This is a genomic window from Kribbella caucasensis (assembly GCF_004361855.1).
In the GTDB taxonomy this organism is placed as follows: Bacteria; Actinomycetota; Actinomycetes; order Propionibacteriales; family Kribbellaceae; genus Kribbella; species Kribbella caucasensis.
The window spans coordinates 197,771-223,090 of the sequence record NZ_SNWQ01000006.1; the positions used below are offsets into that span (position 1 = coordinate 197,771).

Consider the following 25,320-nt stretch of genomic DNA (forward strand, 5'->3'; position numbering starts at 1 on the left):
GGCCGTCGGGGGTGGATCGGGAGAGGGCTGGCGAGTGGGTAGCGAGAACTTTCAGGTCGACTTGCAGGGCATTGTCGATCTGCTGAGTCATCACCTCTACAGCAGTCCGCGGGTGTACCTGCGGGAGTTGCTGCAGAACGCCGTGGACGCGATCACCGCGCGCCGCGAGAAGGAGCCCGACGCGCCCGGGCGGATCGCGATCCGGGTCGACGACCAGACGTTGAGCATCACCGACACCGGGATCGGGTTGCGGCCGGCCGAAGTACGGGAGCTGCTGGCCACTATCGGGCGGAGTTCGAAGCGGGACGAGATCGGGTTCGCCCGGACCGAGTTCCTCGGGCAGTTCGGCATCGGGCTGCTGTCCGCGTTCATGGTCGCCGACGAGATCGAGGTGATCACCCAGCCGGCCGGTCACCCGGCCACCCATTGGATCGGTACCGCGGACGGCCGCTACACGATCGACGAGGCCCCACAGTTGACCGAAACGGGGACCACCGTCACGCTCAAGGCCAGGCGCGGGGCCGAGCAATGGTTCAAGCCGGCCACGGCCCGCGAGCTGGTCAAGCTGTTCGGCGATCTCCTCCCGTACCAGATCACGGTCAACGGCGAGCAGGTCACCGACGGCAACGCGCCGTGGGAGGGCAGCGGCCAGGCCGATCTCGTCGGTTACGCGCAGGACAACCTCGGCTTCACCCCGTTCGACGTGATCCCGCTGAACAACCCGGCCGCAGGACTGACCGGGGTCGCCTTCGTCCTGCCGTTCGCGGCGAACCCGGCCGAGCGCGCGACCCACCGCGTCTACCTGAAGCGGATGCTGCTGGCCGAAGGCGTGGAAGGGTTGTTGCCCGACTGGGCGTTCTTCGTCCGCGCCGTGATCGACACCGCCGAGCTCCGGCCGACCGCGAGCCGCGAGGCCCTGTTCGACGACGGCAACCTCGAGGCGACCCGGGACGCACTCGGCGCTCAGCTCCGCGGCTGGCTGGTCCGCCTCGGCAGCACGGATCCGCAGAAGCTGGACCGCTTCCTCGCCATCCACCAGCTCGGTGTCAAAGCGCTCGCGCTGCACGACGACGAGATGCTCCGGCTCGTGTACCGCTGGCTCAAGTTCGAGACGAACCACGGCCGGATGACCGCCGCCGAGTTGCACGAGCGACTCGGCGAGATCCGGTACGTCGCGACGGTCGACGAGTTCCGTCAGCTCGCGGCGGTCGCGGCGGCGCAGCAGCTCACCGTGGTGAACGCGGGCTACACGTATGACGCCGAACTGCTCGACCGGTTGCCCGATGTGGTTCCCGGGCTCGTCACCAGCAGGTTCGACCCGACCGAGCTGAGCACCAGCTTCGACAGTCTCGACCCGCAGACCGAGCTCGACCTGCGTCCGTTCGTCCGGCTCGCCCAGGAGGCGCTCGACCAGGTCGGCTGCGAGGTCGTGGTCCGCGCGTTCGACCCGGCCGGGCTGCCCGCGATCTACCTGGTCGACCGATCCGCCCAGTTCGCGACCGAGTTGCGCGCGACCAAGGACCGCGCCGACGCGCTCTGGTCCGAAGTGCTCGGCGTACTCGACACCCACGAAGACAGCCGCCCACAGCTCGTCCTGAACCACCGCAGTCCACTCGTACGCCGAATGGCCGCGTTGGGCGGCGACCCCGAGTTGGTCAAGCTCGCGGTGGAAGGGCTGTACGGGCACGCGTTGATGCTCGGCTATCACCCGATCGGCCCGGCGGATTCCGCCTTGGTGAACCGGTCGTTCCTCGGCCTGCTGGACCAGGCCGTGCCTACCTCGGAGGACCCGACGAGATGACCGACGATCTGCTGGATCGGCTGCACCGCGCCAAGAGCATGCCGTTCGGGAAGGCCCGGTCGGCGGTGGTCGAGGACGTGGTCCGGCGGGTCGATGCCACGACGGACGAGGACCTCGCGTTCTTCGCGCGGCTGGAGCTCGTCACGGCGTACGTGATGGGCGGGGAGCCGCGGAAGTCGTTGGTGCCGTTCGCGCGGTGTGTGGCGGAGTGGGACAAGGATCCGGCCAAGTACCAGCGCCACTCGCACACGTTCATGTGGTGCTTCAAGTACGCGCCGAGCACGCTGACCAAGTTCCCCGAAGTCCCACTCGACCAGACGTACGCAGTATTGGACGACATGGAGCGGCGGTGGCGGCAGGGCGGCCACAGTCCGCACGCGGTGCACCAGCACCGGTGGCAGGTCGCTGCGCACATCGGGGATGCCGCGGCGGCAGCAGAGCAGTTCCGGCTGTGGTCGACCGCGCCGCGCGACGACCTGTCGGACTGCCTCGGCTGTGATCCCACGCAGAAGGTGCAGCACCTCACCGCGACCGGTCGCACGGCCGACGCGGTCGCGCTGGCGGTCGGCGTACTGGACGGGTCGTTGACGTGCGCCGAGCAGCCGCAGCAGATGCTGACCGCGCTGCTGCCGGCTTATGTTGCCGAGGGCATGTATTCCGAGGCGGTGGACGCGCATCGGCGGGCCTATCGGGTGGTCCGCGGTCAACCGGGTGAGCTGAGCTCGTACGCCGACCACATCCGCTTCTGCGCGCGGACCGGAAACGAGACCCGCGCGATCGAACTGGTCGAGCGGCACCTGATCGATCTCGCGGATCCGCCGAGTCCGTTCGCGGCGATGGAGTTCGCGGCCGCGGCGTCGCTGGCGCTGAGCAAGGTCGACGTGATGATCCGGCGGCCGAAGGCGGACGACATACCGGCTGCGGAGCTCGCCAAAGAGCTGGCCGAGCAGGCGATGGAGTTGGCGGCGCAGTTCGACTCGCGGAACGGGACGACTCACCAGAGCGACGAGGTCCGCAAAATCTTCGCGGCCGAACCGTGGACGGAGTACCTGCCGCTGTCCGAGACCGCTCGCCGCGCGCAGGTCCGTTCCCAGACACAGCAGGTCTCGCCCGCCGCCGAGCCGACGCCGTTGCCGGAGGCAACCGGTCGAGGCTGGCTGGATCGGGCCGAGGAAGCATGGCAGACCGACCGCCGGAGCGAGGCGATCGCCGCCTGGGAGGCGTTCGAGCAGGAGGTCCCCGAAGGCGACCGTACGACGCTCGACCGGGCCCGGCTGCTCGACGGCAAGGGGCTGTCCGCCCACGACACGCCAGACATCGCGATGGACGCATGGGGCGAGGCGATCGGCCTGTACACCGAACTAGGTGACGAGATCCGCGTACTGCGTGACCGCGGGCGGATCGGTCGTCTGCTGGCCGAGCACGGGCGTGTGGACGAGGGTCTGGCGACCGGTGAGGCGCCACTGCGGCAGCTGATCGAGGAGGACGAGCCCCGTCGGCGCGGTGGGTGGCAGTATTCGTTGGCCACGATGCTTGCCCAGGCTGGGCGATCCGAGGAAGCCTTGCGCGAGCTGGCCGTACTGCGTGCCCGCCCGGATACCGAGGCGGACCTGCAGTCGGGCGCGGCGATCTTGCAGTGCAACCTGCTGATCCAGGCCGAACGGCTGGAGGAGGCCGAGGAAGCGGCGACGGCCGGGATCGCGACGATCGAGCAGCTGCCCAGGTCGTTCGCCTACCGTCAGCGCGGCTGGCTAAGGCTCGCCCTGGACCGTCCGGATGAAGCGGTAGGCGATCTGGAGGAGGCGATCGCGCTTGCCGTCGGTACGCCGGATGCCGAGGTCCACTTGGCGATCTGCCGTCTCGAACTCGCTCGCGCCTACCTCTTCACCGGTCGCCCGCTGGAGTCCGCCGAGACTGCCGAAGAGGCGATGCCCGCTCTGCGCGACCCTGAGCTGGCGAGTCTGCTGGCCGACGTTCGCGGCGTATTGATCGAGGCGTACCGCGCGCTCGGCGAGCTGGAGTCCGCGCTCACCCAGATCCGTGAACTGCTCACGACCGCGCCCGCCGACGCTCACCCGGGTTGGCTCGGCATGACCCGGCAGGACGAGGGCATGCTGCTCGAACGCCTCGACCGCGACAACGAGGCGATCAACGTCTTCCTCGCCGCCGCCGAACACTTCGAGACCGCCGAGTTGCCCATCGAATACGTGCAGGCCCTTCGCCTGGCCGGCCAATCCGCTCGCTACGCAGGCGAGTTCTCCCTGGTCCGCGAGGTGCTCGCCCGCGCCGTACCGGTCCTCGACGCACTGCCCTCAGCCGACGAGCCCGTACTCTTCCAGCGAGCCGGCATCCACTGGGACCTGGCCATGCTCTCGATGCAACAGGGCGACTACGCCACCGCCGTTACCGAAGCCGCCCAAGCCGCCACCCACTACGAACGCGGCGGCTTCGAACCCCAACTCCTCAACGCCAAGCTCCTCATCGCCGAACACGGAACCACCGACGAGAAGTCCCTCGAGCAGATCTTCAAGACCCTGCTCCCAGGCGACGACCAGTGGTACCGCACCGGCTGGCTCCTGGCCGACCGCCTACGCACCCAGGGCCGCGACCACGAAGCCGCAACCCTGGAGGCACAACTCACCGAGGGGTGAGGGTCACTCCCACTCGATGGTGCCGGGGGGTTTGCTGGTGATGTCCAGGGTGACGCGGTTGATTTCGTCGACCTCGTTGGTGATTCGGGTGGAGATCTTTTCCAGTACGTCGTACGGGAGGCGAGCCCAGTCGGCGGTCATGGCGTCTTCGCTGGTGACCGGGCGCAACACGATGGGGTGGCCGTAGGTGCGGCCGTCGCCTTGGACGCCGACCGAGCGGACGTCGGCGAGGAGGACGACCGGGAACTGCCAGATGTCGCGGTCGAGGCCGGCCGCGGTGAGTTCGGTGCGGGCGATCAGGTCGGCAGCGCGGAGAATGTCGAGGCGCTCCTTGGTGACCTCGCCGACGATCCGGATGCTCAGGCCCGGACCCGGGAACGGGTGCCGGTAGACCATCGCCTCCGGCAGGCCGAGGGCCAGGCCGAGCTCGCGGACCTCGTCCTTGAAGAGCGTGCGGAGCGGCTCGATCAGGGCGAACTCCAGGTCGTCCGGCAGGCCGCCGACGTTGTGGTGGGACTTGATGTTCGCCGCCCCGGCGCCGCCGCCGGACTCGACCACGTCCGGGTAGAGCGTGCCCTGGACCAGGAACTCGATGTGCCGCTCGGCGTCCAGCTTGCGCGCGGTCGCCTCGAAGGTGCGGATGAACTCGCGGCCGATGATCTTCCGCTTCTGCTCGGGATCCGTCACTCCGGCCAGTGCACCGAGGAACTGGTCCTCCGCGTCGACCACCTCCAGCCGGATCCCGGTGGCGGCGACGTAGTCCTTCTCCACCTGCTCCGACTCACCCGCGCGCTGCAGGCCGTGATCGACGTACACGCAGGTCAGCTGGTCACCGATCGCCTTGTGCACAAGGGCCGCCGCGACCGCGGAGTCGACACCGCCGGACAGCGCGCACAGCACCTGCTTGTCACCGACCTGCTGCCGGATCAGCTCGACCTGCTCGTCGACCACGTTCGAGGTGGTCCAGTCGCCGGCGCACCCCGCGATGTCGTACAGGAAGTGCTCGAGCACGGCCTGCCCGGCCTGCGAGTGCAGCACCTCCGGGTGCCACTGAACCCCGGCCAGCCGACGGTCCAGATCCTCGAAGGCAGCGACCGGCGCACCTTCCGAGCCGGCCAGTACTGCGAACCCGGCCGGCGGCGCGTGTACGGCGTCACCGTGGGACATCCACACGTTCAGGTCTTCCGGGATCCCGGCCAGCAACGTGCCCGCCGAGCTCACCGTGACCGGCGTCCGGCCGAACTCGCGCAGCCCGGTACGACGGACCTCGCCGCCCAACGTCTGCGCCATCGCCTGGAATCCGTAGCAGATCCCGAACGCCGGGACGCCCGCGTCGAACAACCCGGACTCCACCCGCGGCGCGCCCTCGGCGTACACGGACTGTGGTCCGCCGGACAGGATGATCGCCTTCGGCCCGCGCGCCAGCATCTCCTCGACCGGCATCGAGTGCGGCACGATCTCGGAGTACACCTTGGCCTCGCGCACCCGCCGCGCGATCAACTGCGCATACTGCGCCCCGAAATCCACGACGAGAACCAGCTCATGCTCCACTGCGGTCACGCGGCAAGGGTATCGGTGCCAGCTGCCCGGCCCGCAATTCGGTCGGCTCCCCGAGCGGGAGGTTGGTCACCTCGAGGCCGGGGAAGCGGCGGCGGAGGGCGGCTTCGTGGCGGGCCGCGGACGCCGGTTCGCCGATGTAGTCGGCCAACTGGTACTCGCCGAACCACAGCCGCACCCGGCGGCGAGGGGGAAGGCTCACGCGGGCGACGGTAGGGCCATCAGTTGTCCGAAGTGTTACTGCCGGTTACGAATCGAAGTCGGCGACGAGCAGGCGCTTCGGCGCGCGGAACGAGAGCAGGTCGATCATCGGCGGCTCGGGTTCCAGCGGCCGGGCTCGGGCGAGCAACGGCGCGGCGGTTTCGAGGGCGACCCGGGCTTCGAGGCGGGCCAGGGTGGCGCCGAGGCAGCGGTGGATGCCGATGCCGAACGCGAGGTCAGCGGGTCCGCCGTGGCCGGAGAGGCCGAGCAAGACCGGGGCGTCGGCGGGCAGGTCGACGCCGCCGATCGTGGTCGGCTCGGCCGTGACTCGTCGCCAGGTCGGGACCGAGGACGCCTCGCGTAGGACGTCCTCGACCACTGCGGCAGTGTCATCGATGACGGTGCCGAGTGAGCGCTGGAAGGCGGTGGAGATGAGCTGCGTCGTGGTCTCCTGGCCGGCGATCAGAAGGAAGTACGCGACCGCACAGATCTCCTCGTCGCGCAGGCCGAGCTGGACGAGTACGCCGAAGAGGTCGTCCTCCGGCGTGGCTCGCGCTGCCGTCACGCGTTGACGCAACCAGGCGTAGAACTCGGCCGCGGTGTGCGCCAACTCGAGCTGCCGGTCCTCATCCGGCCAACCCCAGAACAGCTCCAGCGAATCCAGGCTCCACTCCTTCAGAGCCGGTACATCGACGTCGCGCAGCCGGAGTAGTTCGAGGACCACCAGCGCGGGCGGTTCGGCGGCCACCTGGGCAACGAGATCCAGCGGACCGTCAGCCAGCCGGCGTTGGGCGGCGTTCACGCGCTCGGTGAACAACTCTCGGGTCAGCGGCTCGATCGCGGCGACGCGGGCGGGGCTGAAGAAGCGGGCGACGGCGGCACGGATGGGGCGGTGTGACGGGCCTGCGTTGTTGGCCAGCGTCGGCGGCAGGGCGAATCCCACGGACGACAACACCCGCAGCGCCTTCACCGACAAGGGCGTGTGTGCCAGTACGGCGTTCTCCGGGCGAAACGTCTCCGGATCCAGCATCACCTCACGGGCGAGCGCCGGATCGTCGACGACCCAGTACCCGAGCGACTCGTCGTACCGCGCCGGGCAGCCGTCTCCCGCCCTCATCGCCACGACCGGTCGAACCACGTCGCAGCACCGGCCCGGAACTCCGCCGGCTCCAACTCCCCCGCTCCCGCCGGAATCCGCCCGATCACCGGTACGCCGGTGATCGCCGGCAGATCCTCCAGGTTGCACTGCTCGGCCAGGTCGGGATCGGCGGGCCACGAGCCGATCACCAGCCCGGCGATCGGGAGGTTGCGGCGACGGAGGGCCTCGACGGTCAGGCCGGCGTGGTTGAGGGTGCCGAGACCGGCGCGGGCGACGACGACGAAAGCGAACGAGGCGGCCGAAGTGCCGGCGTCCGCGGCGTCGGGGTCGGTCGAAGCCAGGTGGGCGGCCAGGTCGGCGAGGTTTCGGCCCGCCTCGTCGAGGCCGACCAAGAGTCCACCGGCGCCTTCCACCAGGACGAGTTCGTGGTCGGCGGCCAGGTCCTCGATGGTCTTGGCGTGGGCTTCGATGGACGGCAGGGCCAGACCTTGGCGGCGGCCGGCGGTGGTCGGGGCCAGCGGGTCGAGCAGGCGGATCCCTTCGTGCAGGTCGGCGCGGCCGGTGAGGCGCTCGATCTCCTGCAGGTCGCCGGGCTCATCGGCGGTGACGCCGGTCTGGGCGGGCTTGACCACTGCCACCGAGCCAGTGGCACGGGCGGCCAGCGCGGCGGTGACAACGGTCTTGCCGACGCCTGTGTCGGTACCGGTGACGAAGAGGATCATGTGGACCGGCCGATCGCGTTGACGATGACGGTGCAGGCCCGGTCCAGGTCGGTGTCCGAGAGACCGGCGTGTGCAGTGAGGCGGAGCCGGGAGATGCCGTCCGGAACCGAGGGTGGGCGGAAGCATCCCACCCGGACGCCGTCCTCCAGGCACACCTCGGCGGCGCGAACCGCCTCCCGAGGACCAGGCATCGGAACCGATACGACGGCACCGGCGGACGGCGCTACCCCGCAGGCCGAGGCGAGGCGGGCGGCGGCGGTGTGGATCGCGGCCGGGCGGTCAGGCTCGGCCTGCAGAACGTGGAGCGCGGCGAGGGCAGCGGCGCAGGCGGCTGGATTGAGGCCGGTGTCGTAGATGAACGAGCGAGCCCGGTTGATCAGGTGCTCGCGCAGCAAGAAGGGACCGAGCACGACGCCGCCCTGGCTGGCCATTGCCTTCGACAACGTCATGGTGACGATCACATGATCGAGTCCCGCAAGCCCGGCCGCGGCAACCGACCCGCGACCACCACCGCTCACACCCAAGCCATGAGCCTCGTCGACCACCAGAACCGCCTGACGCACAAGGGCTACCGCTGACAATTCCTCCAGCGGCGCCTCGTCACTGAGCACACTGAACACCGACTCGGTCAGGATCAGCGCATGTGGCTCGTTGCGTTCAGCAAGTACCTTGTCGACCGCATCGACGTCGCTGTGCGGAACCACCTCGACCCGCGACCGGGACAGCCGGCTGCCGTCGATGAGCGATGCGTGCACGTGGTCGTCAGAGACCACGAGCGTGCCCGGACCGCCGAGCGCCGTGACCACGCCCAGGTTGGCGAGATACCCGGAGGAGAAGACCAGGGCCGACTCGTGCCCGGTGTACGCCGCCAGCGACGTCTCCAGTTCCTCGTGCAGAGCCGTCGTACCGGTGACGAGCCTGGACGCCGTCGCTCCGGTCCCCCAAACCCGGACGGCGTCGGCCGCGGCGTCGACCACCCGCGGATCGGATGCCAGGCCGAGATAATCGTTGCCGGCGAGGTCGATCAGCCGTTCACCTGCCGATCGTGCCCGCAGCCGCCGGGTCAACCCGCGCGACTCCAGTGCCGCCGCCTTCGGACCCAACCAGTCCGCCAACATCAGTTGCCCTCGGCAATCGCCTCGGTAATCGCGGCCCCGATCGTCGCGACCTCGTCATCGCTGCACACGTACGGCGGCATCGTGTAAACCAGATCCCGGAACGGCCGAACCCAAACTCCGCGACGCAACACCGCATCCGTCATCCGTGGCAGGTCCACCGGCCCCGCCAACTGGACCACGCCCACGGCACCCAAGACACGAACGTCCTTCACCCCCGGCAGCTCCGCCGCAGGGGCAAGACCCGCGGCCAGACCACGAGAAATCTCGCCAACCCGAGTGGCCCAGTCCTGCGACAACAGCAGATCGATACTCGCCAGCGCGACCGCACACGCGAGCGGATTCGCCATGAACGTCGGCCCGTGCATGAGCGCCCCACCCGGACCACTCGACACCGTGTGCGCCACGTCCGTAGTACAGAGCATCGCCGCCAGCGAGAGGTAGCCACCGGTCAACGCCTTGCCGACGCACAGGATGTCGGGGTCGATCCCCGCGTGCTCAGATCCGAACAACGTGCCCGTACGCCCGAATCCGGTCGCGATCTCGTCCAGGATCAACAGGAAGCCGTGCTCGTCGGCCAACTCACGCAGTACGCGCAGACACGCCGGGCTGTACGGATACATCCCGCCCGCGCCTTGCAGAACCGGTTCCACGATGATCGCCGCGACCTCATCGCGATGCCGAGCCGCCACCGAAGCCATCGCTGCGGCCCACACCACCAACTCCGGATCGTCAGCCGGCCGATCGAACCCCGACGGCGGCTGCGGCCCGAACACCTGTTCCTTCAGAGCACCGGTGAACAGCGAATGCATCCCGTTCACCGGATCACACACGCTCATCGGCGCGAACGTGTCCCCGTGGTACCCGCCCCGGACGGTCAGCATCCTGGTCCGGCCATTGTGGCCGCGGGCAACCTGATACTGCAGCGCGAGCTTGATCGCCACCTCGACCGACACCGAACCCGAATCGCAGAAGAACACGTGCCGCAACGGCTCCGGCGTGATCTCCACCAGCCGCTCGGCCAGCCGGATCGCGGGTTCGTGCGTCAACCCGCCGAACATCACGTGGCTGAACCGGTCGATCTGCGAGTGCAGCGCGGCATCCAGCACCGGGTTGCGATAGCCGTGGATCATGCACCACCAGGACGACATAGCGTCGATCGCCTCGACCACCCCACCCGCCCCGTCGTCCAGTTGCAGCCGTACCCCGGACGCACCCCGAACCAGCCGAACCGGCGACGGCTCGGTCAACGAGGAGTACGGATGCCAGAGCAGCTCCGAATCCTGCTGTAGCCACCGACTGACCGACTGTGACACCGTGTCCCGCCTCCATCCTGAGGACCCACCACGGTAATCGCTGCTCGCCGTCGGCGGCGGCGCGGGTGGTCAGGATGTGGGCGACATCTCCCTGGGGCTAGGTGCCGGCAGTTGCGATGTGCAACGTCACCGCGTCGGGGTGCAGCCGCGGCCGGGCCATCGCCATCACTGTCTTGGCGCCCTCGAGCGATTCGTCCCGGATCCACCGCACCGGCGCGGCCAGACCGATCCGGCCGACCTCCGAGGCGGTGTCCAGGAAGTCCCGCGTCTCCACGACGGTCCATGGGCGGTCCCGCTCCCAGGTGATCGGGTCGGCGGTCCGTGCGGGTCGCTGCCACTGCCCGTTGGCGTCGCGCTGGTTGCCGTAGATCAGCTGCCCGTCCGGCCGTAGTACGGCGATCCGGTCGGCCCACTCCCCCCGGTCGACCAGCTCGGCGGCCCGCAGTACACCCTGGTAGCCGGCGTCGTGGCGGCTCTGCACCGCCAGGCTGCCGAAGCCGAAGTTCTCCAACGCGAGCAGGTGGCGCTCGAGTACGCCGAGGCGGCTGATCGCCTCGTGCACCGCGAGGATCGCGACCTCGACCTGGAACCCCGCCGCCTTGAATCGGCGGGCCGATGCCTCGAAGCCCCCGGGGTCGACGAACTCGGTCTCGATGATCGCGTCGTACCGCTCCTGGATCACCAACTCCTCGGCCTGCGCGAGCCAGCGGCGGCCGTCGGCCTCGACGTACTTGCCGGCGGTCGTCGGTACGTCGGTGATCGGTTCGTGGAAGCGTGGGTGGTACGACTCGTAGGCGGCGGCGCTCAGTACGACGGGACGCCCGCGGCGCTGCAGGATGGCCTTGACCAGGGCGGTGATCGCGGCCTTGCCATCGCCCGGCTGACCACCGACGAACGTCACCACCGGCTGCTGCTGCACGCTGCCGCTCAGCTGATCGGGCACGATCCGGTCCCGGAAGATCCGCCCGCTCTCCGCCTCGTCCAGCAGGTGACGGTCGTCGTCCCCGGCCGGCTCAGTCCCCCAGAGCTCGGTCACGCTCCCCCCAGCACCTCATCGTCGTCGTCGTCATCGCCGAGGTCATCTGCCCCGACCTCGGATTCGTCCGCGTCCTCCGCGTCGTCCTCGTCCTCGTCCTCGCTGAGGAGTTCGTAAGCATCGGCGCGGGTGCGCTTGACCGCGGGAGAATCCATCGGCGTGAGCTCCTGCCCCCGCGCCGCCCATGCCTCCTGCTCCGCCCGCCAGCCCGCGATGGCGTCCGCATCCGGCTCGGCGGCCGCCTCCTCCGCCCCGATCAGCTGGGCGTAGTAACCGATCGCCTGCCGAACGCCCTCCTGCGCGATCTCGTACATGACCGCCTGGTCCGACGTCCATCCCGCCGTACCGAGCTCCGGGAGCACGTTGACGGCGGGGACGTTAACCACACCCGGACTTTATCCGACCAGCCGGGTCAGCACACCGCCCGCACACCGGCCTGAACAGGAGATGAACCCCGGTCGCAGTTATGTTTCCGATGCTTCGACCGGTTGGGAACCAGGTACCGGATCGCGGCGTCTGCTTGAACGCGAACCAACGATCACCAGCCGAGTCAGGCGGCTTCGACAGGAAGGACCGAACATGGCCAAGGGCAAAGACGGTAAGGAACGGGAACACAGGGGCTTTGGCAAGAGGACCGAGCAGAAGCACCAGGACGGCCAGACCCGCAACAAGAAGGACCAGGAACGAAACCCCAACCCGAACACCAGAGCCGGCCGGGAAATCATCGCGGCCAAAAAGGCTGCGGCCAAGAAGCAGGGCGGCAAGAGTAAGTGACCGCTGCTTGACTGCCAGGCCGGGGCAACCGTCGATCGGTTGACCCCGGCCGGCTCACGTCCTGAGGATCACCGCCGGCGTGAGCCGCGCTTTCCCTGCCGGGGTCGGCCATCACCACCGGAACGACCACCGCCCGAGCGTTTGCCTCCCGCCCGGCCACCGGATCGATCCCCACCGCCGGAGGGCTTGCTTCCCGGGGTGGCAGGCGTGGCTGGGGCGGCAGTGAGGGCGGTGGTTACCGCGGTGAAGGCGTCGGTGGCGCCGCGGACCAGCTTGACGCCGGTGAGTTTCGGGATCGCTGAGCGTTGGCGTCGGGTGTGGGTTCGGATGCGTTCGACGACCCGCTCGCGGACCTCGTTCAGGTCTTCCGACGTGAGGTTCTTCACTGCCTTACCGCGGTCCAGCGCGACGTCGAACCATTCGGTGTAGCCGTGCGTGTGGACGACCTGGTTCGGGGACTTCTGGCCGAGCCGCCGGTACTGCGCCATCACGTCGTACCGCTCGTCGAGACCGAGGACCTCGTCCCGCAGTCCGCGGCGGACCTGGTCGTCGTACGTCGCCGCCACCCGGCGATCGATGTCCGCGGCCGGACGGTCCACACCGAGCACGACCTGCCGGGCCGCGACCGACGTACCGGCCCGGTCGGGATCGTTGCCCATGGCATGCGCCAGCGCGTTCACGACCGCGTCGTAGTTGTTCGCGTGGATCTTCCCGGCGGCCTTGGGATCCAGCCGGGCCAGCACCGCGTACGCGTCTTCGGCCATGCTGCGCGGGAAGTCGCGGCGGATCGCGTTCCGCGCCTCGGCGACCGCGTCCACCTCCCAGCCCTCGAGCAGCGACCGGACGTAGACGCTGGTCCCGCCGACGACCACCGGAACCCCGCCGGACGCCCAGCACGCGTTCATGTGCTGCCGCGCCTCGGCGACGAACGCCTCCAGCTCCAGCTTCCGCACCGGCTCGGTGACGTCGATCATCGTGTGCGGGACGCCACGCATCTCCTCCGGCGTCGTCTTGCTGGTGCCGATGTCCATGTACCGGTACACCTGGCGCGAGTCGGCCGAGACGACCATCGGTTCCAGCCCCAGCTCGTCCCGGATCCGCAGACACAGGTCGATCGACACCGCGGTCTTCCCGGCCGAGGTCGGCCCATACAGAGCGACCAACAGGCGGGGGGCGGCGTCGGACATGCCTCAACCCTAGTCGAGCGAACCCCTTCTCAAAGCCCGCCGACGGTCTTACATTAGGCAGTGCATTTGTTACCGGCCCGTAACTACGCGTCCCGTCCGACGCCCACGGCCCGCCGCCCCCAGTGAGGAGAACAACATGCGCAGGTCCAGACCCCTGATCGCCACCGCCGCGGCCTGCCTGCTGGCCGCAACCATCACTACTCCGGTCCATGCCCAGCAGACGGCGTCCGCTCCGGTCCAACCGTTCCTGAGCCGCCAACTCGACCGGCTCGGATCCCTGCCACTGCTGCAGCAGCGAGCCACGGTCCTTGTCCACGGCACCGATCTCTCCGCTGCGAAGAACGCGGTCAAGACCAGTGGCCTCCGGCAATTGACGTCGTACGACAGGATCGGTGTGGTGGTTGCGGAGGGCACCAGGTCGCAGATCCTTTCCACCCGCACCCAACCCGGCGTTACCTACCTCGAGGGCAACCAGCCGATCAAGGTCAGTACGACGACGTCGCACGTCGCCACCCGCGGCGCGGAGGCCGCGGCCACCCGAACCGGCGCGGACGGCAACCCGCTGGACGGGCATGGCGTGAGTGTCGCGGTCATCGACAGCGGCGTGGACCCGACCCACCCGTTCTTCCGCAACGCCAACGGCCGTTCGGCGGTAGTGAAGAACATGAAGATCGTCTGCGACCCACTGACCGAGACGCTCTGCCTGCCGTTCGACGCCGGTTCGCTCGACACCGACCTGCTGTCGGTGGGCGGCCACGGTACGCACGTCAACGGGATCGTCGCCGGGCGCAAGGTCACCCTGCCTGACGGGACCAAGTTGCAGGGCGCCGCTCCAGGTGCGTCGCTTGTCTCCGTCTCGGTTGGAGCCGCACTACTCATCGTCGGCGCGGACGCCGCCCTCAACTGGGTGCTGGAGAACCACGACGCACCCTGTGGCGCCGGCGTACCGGCCGCCACCTGCCCGCCGATCAAGGTCACCAACAACTCCTACGGGCCGTCGGGTGGCGGCGCGTTCGATCCCAACTCGGCCACCGTCAAGCTGCAGCGCGCGCTCGCTGCCGAAGGTGTCGTCACGGTATGGGCCGCGGGCAACGACGGCGGTGACGGCAGTACGTCGCTGACCAACCCGCCCGGCCAGGACCCGACCGGCGGCATCCTGTCGGTTGCCTCGTACAACGACCTGGGCACCGGTACTCGGGCCGGCAGGATCTCCGACTTCTCCTCCCGCGGGACGAACGGCACAGTCTCCACGTACCCGGACATCTCCGCGCCGGGTGAGGACATCACCTCGTCCTGCCGGATCTACCTGCCGATCTGCACCACCGGACTGGCTCCGCTGGACGGCGGCAACTACAACACCATCAGCGGTACGTCGATGGCCGCGCCGCACATCGCCGGTATCGTCGCCCAGCTGTTCCAGGCGAACCCGTCGGCCACCCCCGCGCAGATCGAGAGCGCACTCATCTCGACGGCTCACCAGTACGCCGACGGAGCGGCGTACCAGGCGGATCCGCGCGGCGGGAGTACGTCGTACGACAAGGGACACGGACTGGTCGACGTGGTGGCGGCGTCGGACGCCGTGCGCTAGCCGGACCGCTCACCGTGCACTGAGCAACGGGCCGACCAGCCCATCGGGTGCACCTGGACGATCATCCGGCGGCGGCACTCGGCGCAGTACCGGGGTGGTTCCATGGCCAGGGCCCGACGGCAGTCCTCGTGGCTGCCGTCGGCCAACTCCCGGCCGCAGTGACCGCAGTACAGCCCGCTCACAGAGTCTGACCCCCAATCAAAGGGTCTTCTGGAGTTCTTTGACCGGCATCTTGAGCTCGGCCAGCAGGTCGAGGTCGGCGGTCGCCGGGCGGCCCAGCGTAGTCAGGTAGTTGCCGACGATGACGGCGTTGATCCCACCGAGCAGGCCTTCGCGGGTACCCAGGTCGCCCAGGGTCAGCTCGCGGCCACCGGCGTACCTGAGCACCGTGCGGGGCATCGCGAGCCGGAACGCGGCGATGGTCCGCAGCGCGTCCTTGCCGGCCATGATCTCCATGTCGCCGAACGGCGTACCGGGGCGCGGGTTGAGGAAGTTGAGCGGCACCTCGTGCGGCTCGAGTTCGGCCAACTGGGCGGCCAGCTCGGCACGCTGCTCGAGGGTCTCCCCCATCCCGACCAGCCCGCCGCAGCACAGCTCCATGCCGGACTCCTTGACCATCAGGCAGGTGTCCCAGCGCTCCTCGAAGGAGTGCGTGGTCACCACGTCACCGAAGTACGAGCGGGCGGACTCCAGGTTGTGGTTGTAGCGGTGCACGCCCATCGCCTTGAGCTCGTCCACCTGAGCTTGGGTGAGCATGCCGAGCGAGCAGGCGATGTTGATGTCCACCTCGGCGTCGATCGCCTCGATCCCGGCCTTCACCTGCGCCATCAGCCGCTGGTCCGGGCCGCGGACGGCGGCCACGATGCAGAACTCGGTGGCGCCGGTCTTCGCGGTCTCCTTGGCGGCCTCGACCAACTCGGGGATGTTCAGCCAGACCGAGCGGACCGGTGAGGTGAACTGGCCGGACTGGGAGCAGAAATGACAGTCCTCCGGGCAGCCACCGGTCTTCAGCGAGATGATGCCCTCGACCTCGACCTCCTCACCGCACCACTTCACCCGTACGTCGTGGGCCAGCGCGAGCAGGTCGGCCAGTTGCTCGTCCGGTGACCGCAGCACCTCGACCAGCTGTTCCTGGCTCAGGCCGACGCCCTGCTCCAGAACCTGCTCACGTGCCACGTCCAGGATGTCGCTCATGGTTCTCCTGCCTCATCGAACGGTCGGCTCACAGTAAGCCAGCCGGGCCGGATGTCTCTGCGAGGGGCGTCACGTGGAACACCGGCCGTCGGCCTGTTTCAGCGACTCTCCGCGCTCTCCAGAAAACTTTCCGGATTTTTCTGGAGAACCTCGTAACCCCCTGTGAGAGGCCTCGTTGATGTGTGCAGAGGCGGACACCGCAAGGAGGCCGCCACCCGGTTACGAGGAGCGACGCAGTGTCGGTTTTTAAGGACTCGGTGTCGATCATTACGATCAGCACGCAGAGTGGTCACAACCACTCTCGGCAGGTCGAAACTCCCCGGATCGGATGTAGAGTGGGGTACTGAGAGCTCGGGTCGCCAGCTGTGGTTGGTGACCCGATCCCAAAGCGCCGGGCGCCTCACCCCGGCTTGAGTGGGTCCCTCGGGAAACGATTTGGGCGGAAACGTTCCCGAGGGACCCGCTCCCTTTTGTCTGAACATTCTGTTCAAACAATCGGCAGCCGCAGCGCTCCCGGCGCATTCACTGGAACCACCGGATTCTTCGGCGCTACCGCCACCAGCCGCTGGTACGGCGTACCGACGGCTGGACGTGAATCCACTTCACCTTTGTTCGGCCAGAACGCCAGCGCCCGCTCGGCCTGCGCCGTAATCGTCAAAGACGGATTCACCCCGAGGTTCGCCGAGATGGTCGAGCCGTCCATGATGTGCAGCCCCTGGTAGCCGTAGACCCGGTGGTACGGGTCCACCACCCCAGTCGCCGCCGAGTCACCGATCGCGCAGCCGCCGATGAAATGCGCCGTCATCGGCACGTTGAACGGCTCTCCGATCGTCCCGCCCGGCGTACCGCGCATGATCTTCGCCATCCGCCGGACCACCTCGTTCGCGACCGGGATCCAGGCCGGGTTCGGCGCCCCGTGGCCCTGTTTCGAGGTGAGCTTCCAGCGGCCGAGCCGGTTCCGCTTGCCGAAGGTGGTGATCGAGTTGTCCGCGGTCTGCATCACCAGCGCGATCACGGTCCGCTCGGACCAGTGCTTCAGGTCGTACAGCCGGCGCAGGTTCTTCCGCTGCCGGCCCATTTCCTTCACCCAGGTCCGCCACCGCGGTTCGTCGCCGTCCCCGTCGGTCAGCACGGTCTGCAGCAGCGACATCGCGTTGCTGCCCTTGCCGTACCGGACCGGCTCGATGTGGGTGATGTCGTCGGGGTGGAACGACGAGGTGATCGCGACCCCACGGCTGTAGTCGACGTCGCGGTCCAGAGCGATTGCCCCGAGCAACGACTCGGAGTTGGTCCGGGTCAGCACGCCGAGCCGGTCGGACAGCTTCGGCAGCCTCCCCTCGTCCCGCAACCGGTGCAACAGCTTCGCGGTCCCGAGCGCAGAGGCGGCGAAGATCACCTGCTGGGCCGTGAAGGTACGCGTCTTCTTCCGGTTCGACGTCTGCTGTGTCTCGACCGTGTATCCGCCGTCGGCCAACGGCTCGACCGACGTCACAGTGGTCAGCGGATGAACCTCGGCGCCGGCCTGCTCAGCGAGGTACAGGTAGTTCTTGGTCAGCGTGTTCTTCGCGTTGTGCCGGCACCCGGTCATGCACTCGCCACAGTCGATACATCCGGTACGCCGGGGGCCGGCGCCACCGAAGTACGGGTCGTCGACCTCGACACCTGGTTCGCCGAAGAAGACACCAACCGGCGTCGGGTGGAACGTGTCCCCGGCGCCCATCTCGTCGGCGACCTGTTTCATCACCTTGTCGGCCGGGGTGAAATGCGGATACGTGGTCACGCCGAGCATGCGTTTCGCCTGGTCGTAGTACGGCGCGAGCTCGGACTCCCAGTCGGTGATGTGGGCCCACTGGCGGTCGGTGTAGAACGCGGGCAGCGGTTCGTACAGGGTGTTCGCGTAGACCAGGCTGCCGCCGCCGACGCCTGCGCCGGACAGGATGATCACGTCCCGCAGCGCGCTGATCCGCTGGATGCCGTACCAACCGAGGCGGGGCGCGAACAGGAACCGCTTCTTGTCCCACGAGTTCTTGGCGAACCCGGCGTCCTCGAACCGCGCACCCGCCTCCAGGACGGCGACCGAATAGCCCTTCTCCACCAGGCGAAGGGCGCTCACGCTGCCGCCGAAGCCCGACCCGATGATCAGTACATCGTGGTCGAAACTCATGCCCGGCCCAGTTTCTTCAGCACCCGCAGGGCCCCGGTCATCAGCTCGGCGTACGCCTCGTCCTTGATCCCGTGCGACGCCGCGATCGGCAGCAGCCGCTGGGTCGCGATCGCCTGCGGGTCGACGTACCGACGGATGCCCTCGGCACCCTGGCGGCGGCCGAGGCCGGAGGCGCGCATCCCGCCCATCGGGGTGTCGATCGAGCCGAAGGTGGCCGCATACCCCTCGTTCACGTTCACGGTGCCGGCGACCAGCTGGGCCGCGACCGCCCGGCCGCGCCGCCCGTCGCGGGTCCAGACGCTGGCGTTCAGCCCGTACTCACCCTCGTTGGCGCGCTGGATCGCCTCGGCCTCGTCGGAGAACCGGTAGATCGACACCACCGGGCCGAACGTCTCGTTGTCGAAGCACTCCATCTCCGGCGTCACCCCGGACAGCACGGTCGGCTCGTAGAACAGCGGGCCGATGTCCGGCCGGGCCTTCCCACCGGCCAGTACTACGGCGCCCTTGGCGCGCGCGTCCTCCACGTGCCGGGTCACCGTCTCGAGCTGTGCCTTGGAGATCAGCGAGCCCATGTCGACGTCCCAGCCGGTGCCGGCCGAGAGGCGGAGCTTCTTCACCCGGTCGATGAACGCCGTGACGAACGCGTCGTAGATCTGGTCCGCGACGTACAGCCGCTCCATCGAGACGCAGAGCTGGCCGGCGCTGGCGAAGCAGGCCCGGACGGATCCTTCGGCGGCCCGCTGGATGTCGGCGTCCCGCAACACCAGCATCGGGTTCTTGCCACCGAGCTCTAGGCTGCAGCCGATCAGCCGCTCACCTGCCTGCTTGGCGACCAGCCGGCCGGTCTTGGTCGAGCCGGTGAAGCAGATGTAGTCGGTGTTCTGGATCAGCGCGCCGCCGACGGTCGGGCCGTCGCCGTTCACCGGCTGCCAGACTTCCCGCGGCAGGCCCGCTTCGTACAGCAGCTCGATCGCCCGGAGCGCGGTGAGCGGGGTCTGGCTGTCCGGCTTGTGCACGACCGCGTTGCCGGCCAGTACTGCGGGCAGACCGTCGGCCATCGCCATGCTGAGCGGGTAGTTCCAGGGCGAGATGATGCCGACGACACCCTTCGGCACGAACCGCTGCTCGGCCCGGGTGAGCACCGGGAACATGCCGAGCTTGCGCTGCGGCTCGAGCAGCTCGGCGGCCTTGCGGCCGTAGTACCGGGCGGTGAGGGCGACGTGGGCGACCTCTTCGAAGGCCTGCTTGCGGGCCTTGCCCGACTCCAGCACGACCAGGTCGACCAGTTCGTGCCGGTGGTCCAGGACGAGGTCGTGGTACCGGAGCAGGATGGCGGCCCGGTCGGCGAGTGCCGTGGTCTTCCAGCTGCGCTGGATCCGGCGGGCCGAACGGACCGCGGCCACCACGTCGTCCGGACTCGACAGCGGCAGCTCGGCCACCGGCTGTCCGGTCGCCGGCGCGTGGTTCCTGCGCGTGCCCGCCGTGCCGCGGAGCAGTCCGGCCAGGCGGCGGACGACCGACTGATCGGTCGCGTACGACGCGGTCGGGTCGAGCTCGGGATCGGCCGGAATCGAGGTCTGCTCGCTCATTTGACCAGGCTACCTGTCGGTAACAGCATGTGTCAGTAGTGCGAGCGGCCGGTGTCCTTTGGAGGAGTCGGAGTTGGTACGCGCCACAACCGACTCAGGGCACTAAGGTGAGCCGATGGGCCAGTGAAGGGGTGGACAGCGCAGATGGTGGACAGCGGGGGGCTTTGGACGCCTCCTGAGGACGAGCTCGGTGAGGCTCTGCAGACGGCGCAGGTGCTGATCGAGGAAGGCCGCGCCGACGAGGCCGGGCCGTACCAGCAACGGGTGATCGAGCTGGCCCGGGAGCGGGCCGGGGATCGCCCGGATCACTACGAGGCCAAGCACCTGATGGCCGCGACGCAGTACGAGCTGGCCGGTTCGCTGAACGCCTCCGGCCGGCACGAGGAAGCGCTTGCCGCCCTGCACGAGGCCCAACTCGGGTACACCGAGCTGAGCGACGCGGGAGTCCTGGACGCCACGTCCTTCCTCGCCGATGTCCGCGCCCGCCGCGCGATGACCCAGGCCCACCGCGGCCACGGGGCGACCGCCGTACTGGAGATGGACGGCGCGGTGATCGCGTACGGCCAGCTCGTCGGCGGCGAGGACAGCCTGCACCACCAGCCCGACTTCGCCCGGGTGCTGGCGATGAACGCGCTCATCATGCGCCGGTACGGCGATCCGGACCTGGCCGTGGCCTCCGCCGACGCGGCCGTCCAGTTGTTCCTCCAGCTCGCCGACCGGATCAACTCCAGCCCGCAATCTCTGTCGTACGCGCGCTACCTGTGCTCGGCGACAGGCGTGTCGGCGGACATCCACGCGGCCGAGAGCCGGCTCGACCTGGCCCTCGAAGCCGACGAGATCGCGCTGAACACGGCGGACACCCTGGCGGACTCCGAGTCGAACACGGACCTGCGCACGCTGGTCGCCGCGTTGACCCGCAAGGGCAGGCACCTGAGTACGGTCGGCCGGGTCCTCGAAGGGGAGAACTGCCTGCGGACCGCGTTCGCCACGGATCCGGAGGCCGCGCAGCGAGTCGTCGACGAACTGGATCGCGGACTACCGCCTTCGTTGACGACCGCGCTGGAGACGGCCGAGATCAAGCTCGGGCCGTTCGAGCAGTTCTACCGGTTGATGGCGTTGAGCCAGCCCGCGCCCGGGATGACGCTTGCGACCGTGTCGGGGCGGACGGATCCGGAGTCGGCCGCGGTCCGGGCAGCCGAGTTGGCCGAGCTGGTCCGGCCGCTGCTCGCGCACGATGTGGACACGGCGCTGACGCTGGGACTGGAGGCGCATTACCTGTTCGCGATCTCGTCCGAGCGCGAGTCGCACCGGATGCGGTACGAGACGAGCACGTATGCGCCGGTGTGGGCGCGGGTGCTGTTGGACATCTCCGCGGCGTACCACGCGGGCGGGCAACCCGAGATGGCGCTCGACCTGGCCGGCTGGTGTGCGGAGGTGGCGACGGCGCTGATCCCGTTCGCCAACAGCAACGGTGAGGTCGCCGAGCTGGCCGGCAACTGCTATCGGCACCACGGTGATCTGCTGGCGGCGACCGGTGACCTGCTCGCATCCCAGCACGCTCACGAGGCGGCGGCTCAGCTCCAGCATTGACGGTCCGGTCCACTCGGAGCACTCTGACGCTGAGGGGGTGAGTGCGATGGATGTCGTTGAATTGCATAGGCGGGCGAGCGAGGAGTTCGTCCGGCAGGTGGCCGTAGTACGGCCGGAGCAGTGGGGTGATCGGACACCCTGTGCGGACTGGGACGTGCGCACGCTGGTGAACCATGTGGTCGGCGAGGAGCGGTGGACCGTTCCGTTGATGGCCGGCCGGACGATCGAGGACGTCGGGGATTCGCTCGACGGCGACGTGCTGGGCGATGACCCCGCCACGGCCGCCGCCGACGCGGCCCGGGCGGCGCAGGACTCGATCGCCGGCCCGGTCATGGCCGAGGGCACTGTGCACCTGTCGTACGGGGAGGAGGACGCGACGGAGTACGTCCTCCAACTGGTGGCCGACCACCTGATCCACGGCTGGGACCTGGCGGTGGCGATCGGGTCGGAACCGCGGCTTGATCCCGAGGTGGTCGACGCGATCTCGACCTGGTTCAAGGACCGGGAAGGGTTGTACCGGGACGGCGGAGCGATCGGGTCCCGGGTCGAGACGGCCGGTGGTGCCGAAGAGCAGTTGCTGGGCGCCTTCGGGCGTGATCCTGCCTGGAAGCCTTAGCCGTCTTGGAGGTCGGGCTTCAGAGCGCCGACGAAGAGACCGGCCTCCAGCTCGGTCATCCCGGTCTCGCTGACCACCAGCGCGGTCGCCTGGTGGAGTTCGCCCGCGGCCTTCAGCGCCCGGGTGCGTTCGGCCAGGTTGGTGCCGGGCAGGCGGACCAGTGGGGTGTCCTTGACCGGCGGCACGTACCTGCCGAGGCGGATCTCGTCGACGATCTCCTTGGCGTGCTTGAGCTCGGTGCCGGTGCGGTCGATCAGGTACTTCACCGCGAACACCGTCTTGCGGGTGGTGAGCAGGAAGCGCACCTGGTCCACGTCGTTGCTGGTGAGTTGCGCCCGCGCCGCGGCGAGGGCGACATTGTCGGCTTCTGTGCGGCGGTTGAACCATCCCATGGGAGCCAATCCTTCCAGAACAGTTCAACCGGCGATGACCCCCGGAGGGTCGTCAGCCGACGACGACCTCGACTCGCTGGAACTCCTTCAGTTCCGTGTAGCCGGTGGTCGCCATCGCCCGCTTGAGGGCGCCGACCAGGTTCATCGTGCCGTCCGGAACCCAGGACGGGCCGAACAGGATCTGCTCCATCGTGCCGGTGACGCCGACCTCGACCCGCTCGCCGCGAGGCAGATCCGCGTGCCAGGCCTCGGCGCCCCAGTGGTACCCGCCGCCCGGTGCGTCGCTCGCCCGGGCCAGTGGCGACCCGACCATCACCGCGTCCGCGCCGCACGCGACCGCCTTCGCCACGTCACCGGACCGCCCGACCGAACCGTCGGCGATGACGTGCACATACCGCCCACCGGACTCGTCCATGTAGTCCCGCCGGGCCGCCGCGACGTCCGCGACCGCCGACGCCATCGGCACCGCGACGCCGAGCACCTTGCGCGTCGTGTGCGCCGCGCCACCACCGAACCCGACCAGCACGCCGGCCGCGCCGGTCCGCATCAGGTGCAGCGCGGCCTGGTGGGTGGCGCAGCCGCCGACGATCACCGGTACGTCGAGGTCGTAGATGAACTGCTTCAGGTTGAGCGGCTCGGCCTGACCCGACACGTGTTCGGCCGACACCGTCGTACCGCGGATGACGAACAGGTCCACGCCCGCGTCCACCACGTGCTTGGCGAACTGCTTGGTCCGCTGCGGCGACAACGCGCCCGCCACGGTCACCCCGGAGTCGCGGATCTCCTGCACCCGCTGGGAGATCAGCTCGGGCTTGATCGGCTCCGAGTAGATCTCCTGCAGCCGGTGCGTCGCCTGCTCCTTGGTGATCGAGGTGATCTCCTCGAGCAACGACGTGGGGTCCTCGTACCGGGTCCAGAGACCTTCGAGGTTGAGTACGCCGAGACCGCCGGCCTTGCCGATCGCGATCGCGGTGGCCGGCGACATCACCGAGTCCATCGGCGCGGCCAGGATCGGCAGCTCGAACCGGTACGCGTCGATCTGCCAGGCGACCGAGACCTCCTCGGGGTCCCGGGTGCGCCGCGACGGCACGATCGCGATGTCGTCGAACGCGTACGCCTGCCGACCGCGCTTGGCCCGGCCGATCTCGATCTCGGTCATCTGGTTCCTTACCGGTTGCAGACGGGTCAGCGGCCGGAGTAGTTCGGCGCTTCGACCGTCATCTGGATGTCGTGCGGGTGCGACTCCTGCAGGCCGGCCGAGGTGATCCGGACGAACCGGCCCTTGTCCTGCAGCTCGGGCACGGTCCGGGAGCCGCAGTAGAACATCGACTGGCGCAGCCCGCCGATCAGCTGGTGGGCGACGGCCGAGAGCGGGCCGCGGTACGGGACCTGGCCCTCGATGCCCTCGGCGATCAGCTTCTCGTCGCTGCCGACATCGCTCTGGAAGTAGCGGTCCTTGGAGTACGACTTGCGCAGGCCGCCGGCCGACGACATCGCGCCGAGCGAGCCCATCCCGCGGTACGCCTTGAACTGCTTGCCGTTGATGAACACCAGATCGCCCGGCGACTCCTCGCAACCGGCCAGCAGCGAGCCCAGCATCACGGTGTCCGCCCCGGCGACGAGCGCCTTGGCGATGTCCCCGGAGTACTGCAGGCCGCCGTCACCGATCACCGGTACGCCGGCCGGCTTGCACGCCAGCGACGCCTCGTAGATCGCGGTGACCTGCGGTACGCCGACGCCCGACACGACTCGCGTCGTACAGATCGAGCCCGGACCGACACCGACCTTCACGCCGTCGGCGCCCGCCTCGACCAGCGCCTGGGCGCCCTCGCGGGTACCGATGTTGCCGCCGATCACGTCGACGCCCTGGGTGGCCGGGTCGGCCTTGAGCTTGCGGATGATCTCCAGCTGCGCCTGCGAGTGACCGTGCGCGGTGTCCACCACCAGCACGTCCACGCCCGCCTCGACCAGCGTCATGGCCCGCTTGTACGCCTCGCCGAAGAACCCGATCGCGGCGCCGACGACGAGCCGGCCGGCCTCGTCCTTGGTGGACAGCGGGAACTTGTCGCGCTTGACGAAGTCCTTCAGCGTGATCAGGCCGGTCAGCTTGCCCGCGTCGTCGACCAGCGGCAGCTTCTCCACCTTGTGCTTGCTGAGCAGCGCCATCGCGTCGTCCGCTGAGATGCCCTGCTTGCCGGTGATCAGCGGCTGCCTGGTCATCACCTCGCGGACCGGCCGGGAGAAGTCGGTCTCGAACCGCATGTCCCGGTTCGTCACGATGCCGACCAGCACGCCGGCGTTGTCGACCACGGGCACCCCGGAGATCCGGTACTGCGCGCAGAGCGCGTCGGCCTCGCCGATGGTGGCGTCCGGGCCGATGGTGATCGGCTGGGCGATCATGCCCGACTCCGACCGCTTGACCAGGTCGACCTGCTGCGCCTGGTCCTCGATCGACAGGTTGCGATGCAGCACGCCGAGACCGCCCTGGCGCGCCATCGCGATCGCCATCCGGGCCTCGGTGACGGTGTCCATCGCGCTGGACAGCAGCGGGATGTTCACCTCGATGTTCCGGCTGAGCCGGGATCTGGTGCTGACCTCCGACGGGATGACGTCGGACTCGTTCGGCTGCAATAGCACGTCGTCGAAAGTCAGGCCGAGGGCGGCGAACTTGTCGGGAACTCCAGCGGGTGTGATGTCCATGAGGAAGGCAGGCACCTTTGCACGGCGA

22 protein-coding genes are annotated in these 25,320 nt (G+C 68.9%); 6 read left to right on the top strand and 16 right to left on the bottom strand.

Annotation, left to right across the window (positions count from 1 at the left end; all coding sequences use genetic code 11):
* The first annotated feature begins 34 nt into the window (after window positions 1-34).
* Window positions 35-1,801 carry an HSP90 family protein gene (locus EV643_RS14610; protein ID WP_133800603.1) on the top strand — a complete coding sequence of 589 codons (1,767 nt, stop codon included), beginning with the start codon at window positions 35-37 and terminating at the stop codon, window positions 1,799-1,801.
* Complete coding sequence (locus tag EV643_RS14615) at window positions 1,798-4,452, top strand: tetratricopeptide repeat protein (protein ID WP_133800604.1); 2,655 nt, start codon at window positions 1,798-1,800, stop codon at window positions 4,450-4,452. Before EV643_RS14610 ends, EV643_RS14615 begins: the two co-directional genes overlap by 4 nt.
* 3 nt (window positions 4,453-4,455) lie before the next feature.
* Here the strand turns inward: EV643_RS14615 and guaA are convergent, their stop codons facing one another.
* The 8 genes from guaA to EV643_RS14655 all read right to left on the bottom strand — a co-directional run bounded on the left by guaA (window position 4,456) and on the right by EV643_RS14655 (window position 11,884).
* Complete coding sequence (guaA, locus tag EV643_RS14620; protein ID WP_370452279.1) at window positions 4,456-6,012, bottom strand: glutamine-hydrolyzing GMP synthase; 1,557 nt, start codon at window positions 6,010-6,012, stop codon at window positions 4,456-4,458.
* Window positions 5,993-6,211, bottom strand: a complete 219-nt coding sequence (locus EV643_RS14625; protein ID WP_133800605.1) for a hypothetical protein — start codon at window positions 6,209-6,211, stop codon at window positions 5,993-5,995. Before EV643_RS14625 ends, guaA begins: the two co-directional genes overlap by 20 nt.
* Before the next feature lie 45 nt (window positions 6,212-6,256).
* Window positions 6,257-7,327 carry a cytochrome P450 family protein gene (locus tag EV643_RS14630; protein WP_133800606.1) on the bottom strand — a complete coding sequence of 357 codons (1,071 nt, stop codon included), beginning with the start codon at window positions 7,325-7,327 and terminating at the stop codon, window positions 6,257-6,259.
* Window positions 7,324-8,031 carry a dethiobiotin synthase gene (bioD, locus tag EV643_RS14635; RefSeq protein WP_133800607.1) on the bottom strand — a complete coding sequence of 236 codons (708 nt, stop codon included), beginning with the start codon at window positions 8,029-8,031 and terminating at the stop codon, window positions 7,324-7,326. Before bioD ends, EV643_RS14630 begins: the two co-directional genes overlap by 4 nt.
* Window positions 8,028-9,149: an 8-amino-7-oxononanoate synthase gene (locus EV643_RS14640; RefSeq protein WP_133800608.1), complete on the bottom strand. Its 1,122-nt coding sequence runs from the start codon at window positions 9,147-9,149 to the stop codon at window positions 8,028-8,030. The genes bioD and EV643_RS14640 overlap by 4 nt, the downstream gene beginning before the upstream one ends.
* Window positions 9,149-10,462 carry an adenosylmethionine--8-amino-7-oxononanoate transaminase gene (locus EV643_RS14645; protein WP_133800609.1) on the bottom strand — a complete coding sequence of 438 codons (1,314 nt, stop codon included), beginning with the start codon at window positions 10,460-10,462 and terminating at the stop codon, window positions 9,149-9,151. The genes EV643_RS14640 and EV643_RS14645 overlap by 1 nt, the downstream gene beginning before the upstream one ends.
* 97 nt (window positions 10,463-10,559) lie before the next feature.
* A complete protein-coding gene (locus EV643_RS14650) occupies window positions 10,560-11,498 on the bottom strand; it encodes a zeta toxin family protein (protein ID WP_133800610.1) in 939 nt (312 codons plus the stop codon).
* On the bottom strand, window positions 11,495-11,884 hold the full coding sequence (locus EV643_RS14655; RefSeq protein ID WP_166665439.1) for a hypothetical protein: 390 nt from the start codon (window positions 11,882-11,884) through the stop codon (window positions 11,495-11,497). Before EV643_RS14655 ends, EV643_RS14650 begins: the two co-directional genes overlap by 4 nt.
* 193 nt (window positions 11,885-12,077) lie before the next feature.
* On the opposite strand from EV643_RS14655, the gene EV643_RS14660 reads away from it, so the two are divergent.
* Entirely contained in the window at window positions 12,078-12,272 is a 195-nt protein-coding gene (locus tag EV643_RS14660) for a hypothetical protein (RefSeq protein ID WP_133800612.1), read from the top strand.
* A 68-nt stretch (window positions 12,273-12,340) separates the two neighbouring features.
* Here the strand turns inward: EV643_RS14660 and EV643_RS14665 are convergent, their stop codons facing one another.
* The gene (locus EV643_RS14665; protein WP_133800613.1) at window positions 12,341-13,459 is read right to left on the bottom strand and encodes a hypothetical protein; all 1,119 of its coding nucleotides are present in this window, start codon (window positions 13,457-13,459) and stop codon (window positions 12,341-12,343) included.
* Between the two features lie 136 nt (window positions 13,460-13,595).
* Between EV643_RS14665 and EV643_RS14670 the strand changes: the two genes are divergently transcribed.
* A complete protein-coding gene (locus EV643_RS14670) occupies window positions 13,596-15,047 on the top strand; it encodes a S8 family peptidase (RefSeq protein ID WP_133800614.1) in 1,452 nt (483 codons plus the stop codon).
* Here the strand turns inward: EV643_RS14670 and bsaP are convergent.
* The 4 genes from bsaP to EV643_RS14690 all read right to left on the bottom strand — a co-directional run bounded on the left by bsaP (window position 15,044) and on the right by EV643_RS14690 (window position 19,994).
* Window positions 15,044-15,229, bottom strand: a complete 186-nt coding sequence (gene bsaP / locus EV643_RS14675) for a biotin synthase auxiliary protein BsaP (RefSeq protein WP_133800615.1) — start codon at window positions 15,227-15,229, stop codon at window positions 15,044-15,046. The genes EV643_RS14670 and bsaP overlap by 4 nt on opposite strands.
* 16 nt (window positions 15,230-15,245) lie before the next feature.
* Window positions 15,246-16,241 carry a biotin synthase BioB gene (bioB, locus tag EV643_RS14680; RefSeq protein ID WP_133800616.1) on the bottom strand — a complete coding sequence of 332 codons (996 nt, stop codon included), beginning with the start codon at window positions 16,239-16,241 and terminating at the stop codon, window positions 15,246-15,248.
* Between the two features lie 487 nt (window positions 16,242-16,728).
* Window positions 16,729-18,405, bottom strand: coding sequence for a GMC oxidoreductase (locus EV643_RS14685; protein ID WP_133800617.1), 1,677 nt, complete (start codon window positions 18,403-18,405; stop codon window positions 16,729-16,731).
* On the bottom strand, window positions 18,402-19,994 hold the full coding sequence (locus EV643_RS14690; protein ID WP_133800618.1) for a succinic semialdehyde dehydrogenase: 1,593 nt from the start codon (window positions 19,992-19,994) through the stop codon (window positions 18,402-18,404). The genes EV643_RS14685 and EV643_RS14690 overlap by 4 nt, the downstream gene beginning before the upstream one ends.
* A 144-nt stretch (window positions 19,995-20,138) precedes the next feature.
* Here EV643_RS14690 and EV643_RS14695 point away from each other — a divergent pair, with 144 nt between their 5' ends.
* Together EV643_RS14695 and EV643_RS14700 are read left to right on the top strand one after the other, a co-directional pair.
* Window positions 20,139-21,584: a tetratricopeptide repeat protein gene (locus EV643_RS14695; protein WP_133800619.1), complete on the top strand. Its 1,446-nt coding sequence runs from the start codon at window positions 20,139-20,141 to the stop codon at window positions 21,582-21,584.
* Between the two features lie 46 nt (window positions 21,585-21,630).
* Window positions 21,631-22,200 carry a TIGR03086 family metal-binding protein gene (locus tag EV643_RS14700; RefSeq protein WP_133800620.1) on the top strand — a complete coding sequence of 190 codons (570 nt, stop codon included), beginning with the start codon at window positions 21,631-21,633 and terminating at the stop codon, window positions 22,198-22,200.
* On the opposite strand, the gene EV643_RS14705 is transcribed toward EV643_RS14700, so the two are convergent.
* From EV643_RS14705 to guaB, 3 genes are read right to left on the bottom strand one after another with little or no spacing between them, the layout of a single operon-like run.
* Window positions 22,197-22,592: a hypothetical protein gene (locus EV643_RS14705; RefSeq protein WP_133800621.1), complete on the bottom strand. Its 396-nt coding sequence runs from the start codon at window positions 22,590-22,592 to the stop codon at window positions 22,197-22,199. The genes EV643_RS14700 and EV643_RS14705 overlap by 4 nt on opposite strands.
* A 52-nt stretch (window positions 22,593-22,644) precedes the next feature.
* Window positions 22,645-23,751 (bottom strand): GuaB3 family IMP dehydrogenase-related protein, encoded by a 1,107-nt coding sequence (locus tag EV643_RS14710; RefSeq protein WP_133800622.1) that lies wholly within the window; start codon window positions 23,749-23,751, stop codon window positions 22,645-22,647.
* Window positions 23,752-23,777: 26 nt separating this feature from the next.
* Window positions 23,778-25,292: an IMP dehydrogenase gene (gene guaB / locus EV643_RS14715; RefSeq protein ID WP_133800623.1), complete on the bottom strand. Its 1,515-nt coding sequence runs from the start codon at window positions 25,290-25,292 to the stop codon at window positions 23,778-23,780.
* Window positions 25,293-25,320 lie beyond the last annotated feature (28 nt).